This is a genomic window from Protofrankia sp. CiP1_Cm_nod1 (assembly GCF_920888515.1).
Lineage (GTDB): Bacteria > Actinomycetota > Actinomycetes > Frankiales > Frankiaceae > Protofrankia.
Genome location: NZ_CAKKTM010000189.1, coordinates 1 through 3,075 on the forward strand (window position 1 = coordinate 1; position 3,075 = coordinate 3,075).

General features: G+C 72.9%; 3 protein-coding genes. 1 reads left to right on the forward strand and 2 read right to left on the reverse strand.

Going from position 1 to position 3,075, the window contains the following annotated elements; all coding sequences use genetic code 11:
* Together NBX02_RS08705 and NBX02_RS08710 are read right to left on the reverse strand one after the other, a co-directional pair.
* On the reverse strand, positions 1-239 hold a 239-nt coding region (locus NBX02_RS08705; RefSeq protein ID WP_250290849.1), incomplete at its 3' end, for a hypothetical protein.
* A gap of 346 nt (positions 240-585) precedes the next feature.
* Positions 586-981: a DUF3817 domain-containing protein gene (locus tag NBX02_RS08710; protein WP_250282127.1), complete on the reverse strand. Its 396-nt coding sequence runs from the start codon at positions 979-981 to the stop codon at positions 586-588.
* Positions 982-1,690: 709 nt separating this feature from the next.
* On the opposite strand from NBX02_RS08710, the gene hemE reads away from it, so the two are divergent.
* Positions 1,691-2,797 (forward strand): uroporphyrinogen decarboxylase, encoded by a 1,107-nt coding sequence (gene hemE / locus NBX02_RS08715; RefSeq protein WP_250282126.1) that lies wholly within the window; start codon positions 1,691-1,693, stop codon positions 2,795-2,797.
* Positions 2,798-3,075: the final 278 nt, after the last annotated feature.

A 3,075-nucleotide genomic window follows, 5' to 3' on the forward strand; every position in this document is an offset into this window, starting at 1 on the left:
GGGGGGTGGCGCGCTGCTCCACCGGACGGCTCCGGCTCCGGCGTGCGTGCCCGGGCGGCCGGCGTCCCCGGCTGCCCCGGGCCGACGAACAGGGCTGTTCCGCAGTCGACGCAGGCACGGTCGGGACAGTCCACGCCGTGCCCGTCGGCGCACGGGGGCTGTTCGAAACCGCGCTCGTCGCCGCACCGCGGGCAGATCAGAAAGATCAGCTCGTCACCGCCCACAAGGACCTGTTCCATCCGGACACCACTCCCCAGGGCATGCTCACGACACAGAGGGTGTGCGTGGACATCACAGGCCCTCTCATCCCATCCCGACTTCCCTGACGGTGGCACGGACAGGCCCCATCTCCGCGTATTCGGTGCCGGCGTGTCGTGCACGTGCACGATGCCCGGTACATAAGTCATCGCGGTAACGGTTGTGTTGCGCGGCCATTGGGATGTTCATGCCGTTTCGTGGTGCCGCGGTGGCCGTGCCGCGGGCCGGCCCACCGGCCGGCCCCACCGGCCGGCACCGTGGGCCGGCCCGCGCTCACCTGCCGGAGGTGGCTCGAGAGATGGGTGTGACGGTTCGCCGGAGCTGGCCTCAGGACACGGGTTCGGATGCCGACGCAGCGGGGGCGCCCGGCCCGGCGTGGGCGGCATCGGCGGTGCGGCCGGCCGCCGGTGCCCGCAGCCACCGGCGTTCGACGAAGTAGGGGGCAACCGGCAGGACGGACGCCCCGAGCGCCAGCAGCGTCCGCCGCGTCGCCCAGTGCCGCGTCGTGGCGACGGCGACGATGAGCGCGCAGTAGGCGAGAAAGAGCACGCCGTGGATCGGCCCGAGCACCCGGACCCCACCGGGGTGGTCGGCCGTATGTTTGATCACGGTCGCCGCCAGCAGGAGCAGGAAGGACGTCGCCTCGGCAATCGAGATCAGCCGGGCGGCGGCGAGCAGCTGGTCGCCGCTGTCGGACCGTCGGTGGGCACCGTCGGCTGGCATGTTCGGCCTCCGTAGTCGTTATGCATGGTCGGTCGTTGCGCATGGTCACTCATGACGCATGGCCAGTCATGGCGCATGGTCGGGTCATCGCACATGGCCGGGCCGGCGGGCATGCCGGATGTGCGGGCATATCGGGTCGGCGGGCATACCGGGTCGGCAGGTGTGTCGGGTTGGCAGGTGTGTCGGGTTGGCGGTTGGCGGGTCGGTGGGCATGTCCGTCATGGCGGCGGCATGGCCGCGCCGGCGGCCGGCCGTCGGGGGAGGGCCCGCGGATCTGGTGGCCAGCCTGTTCTACGTATTGTCGAAGATAAACCGTTCCCGGGGCGGCCTGTCGACCCTCCGGCGACGCCCGTGCGCGGTGGCACATCGCGCCGCCCGGTGCCCCCCGCGCCCCCGGGCCCGGGCCGGTGGCAGGCAAGATCTGTGCGTCCCCAGAACCGGTGTCCCCGCGCCCGCGGACCCGGGGCGTCCGTCAAAAAAACCGGGCATCCCGCCTCGCCCGCATTCCCGTGCCAGCGTCGCCGTGTCCGTGTCCGTGTCCGTGTCCGTGTCCGTGTCCGTGTCCGTGTCCGTGTGCCGCGGTGGGCGCCGCGGTGGGCGTGGCGGTGGGCGTGGCAGGAGGCGTGGTGGCGGGCGTGACGGAGGTCGCGACCGGGCCGCACCCCCTGTCGGAGGCATCCTTCGCGATGAACGTGCAACCATCAGGGTCATGTGTGCGGCAGCGGTGGATCCGGCGGTGGATCCAGTGGAACCAGGCGGGACGTCCGAGGTGGGTGGGGTGCCCGGGCCACGCCCCGAGTTGCGCGACGCGCCGTTCCTGCGTGCCTGCAGGGGCGAGCCCGCCGAGCATGTTCCGGTGTGGTTCATGCGTCAGGCGGGCCGCGCGCTGCCCGAGTACCGCAAGCTGCGCGCGGGCACGGCGATGCTCGACTCCTGCCGTGATCCGGATATGGTGACAGAAATCACACTACAGCCGATACGCCGTTTCGGTACGGATGCCGCGATCCTGTTCTCCGACATCGTGCTGCCCCTGGTCGCCATCGGGGTGGACATCGACATCGTCGCCGGGGTGGGCCCGGTCGTCGCGGAGCCGGTCCGGGACGGTGCCGCGCTGGCCCGGCTGCGCCCGCTCGCCGGCGACGACGTCCCGTACGTGACCGAAGCCGTCCACACGCTCGTGCGCGAGCTGGGGCCGACCCCGCTGATCGGCTTTGCCGGGGCTCCGTTCACCCTGGCCAGCTATCTCGTCGAGGGCGGGCCGAGCCGGACGCACGCCCGCACCAAGCAGCTGATGTACAGCGCGCCGCAGGTGTGGCACGAGCTGGCCGACCGGCTCGCCGACATCACCATCGGTTACCTTCGGGTCCAGGTGGACGCGGGGGTGAGCGCGCTGCAGCTGTTCGACTCGTGGGCCGGGGCGCTGGACGAGGCCGACTACCGCCGCTACGTCCTGCCCCACAGCCGGCGGGTCCTCGAGGCGTTCGCCGGGGACGGCGTCCCCCGCATCCATTTCGGGGTGAACACCGGGGAACTGCTCACCGTCATGGCCGATGCCGGGGCCGACGTGGTGGGGGTGGACTGGCGGGTCCCGCTGGACGAGGCCGCCCGCCGGATCGGCCCGGGCCGGGCGGTGCAGGGCAACCTCGACCCGACCGCCGTCTTCGCGCCGCGTGACGTCCTCGCCGAGAAGGTCCATGACGTGTGCGCCCGCGGCGCCAAGGCGGACGGCCACGTGTTCAACCTCGGGCACGGCGTGCTGCCCGAGACCGACCCGGACGTGCTCGCCCACATCGTCGAGCTGGTGCACGAGTTCTGAGCACCGCCCGTCCGCCGGCCGTCGCTTTCCCGGGCACCGCTTTCCGGGAGCCACTCTCCTGGCCGGCGTCTTGCCGGCCAGGGCTCTCCTGATCGGTGCCCTTCCGGTCCCGGTGCCCTCCTGATCGTCATTCCGGCCGTCCGACGGGCGGGCTGGGCAGCCTCTGCCCGGTCAGCCGGCGGGGCGGCCAGGGCCCGGCCCCCGCCGCGCCATCGCGCGGCGCCGTGCGGCCCACGGCTCATGCGGCATCGTGCGGCCCGGGCGGCGCGGTGCGGCCC

Bases quoted from the DNA above. Each gene is read 5' to 3' on its own strand.
- NBX02_RS08710 (WP_250282127.1), bottom strand. From the start codon at position 981: ATGCCAGCCGACGGTGCCCACCGACGGTCCGACAGCGGCGACCAGCTG.
- hemE (WP_250282126.1), top strand. From the start codon at position 1,691: ATGTGTGCGGCAGCGGTGGATCCGGCGGTGGATCCAGTGGAACCAGGC.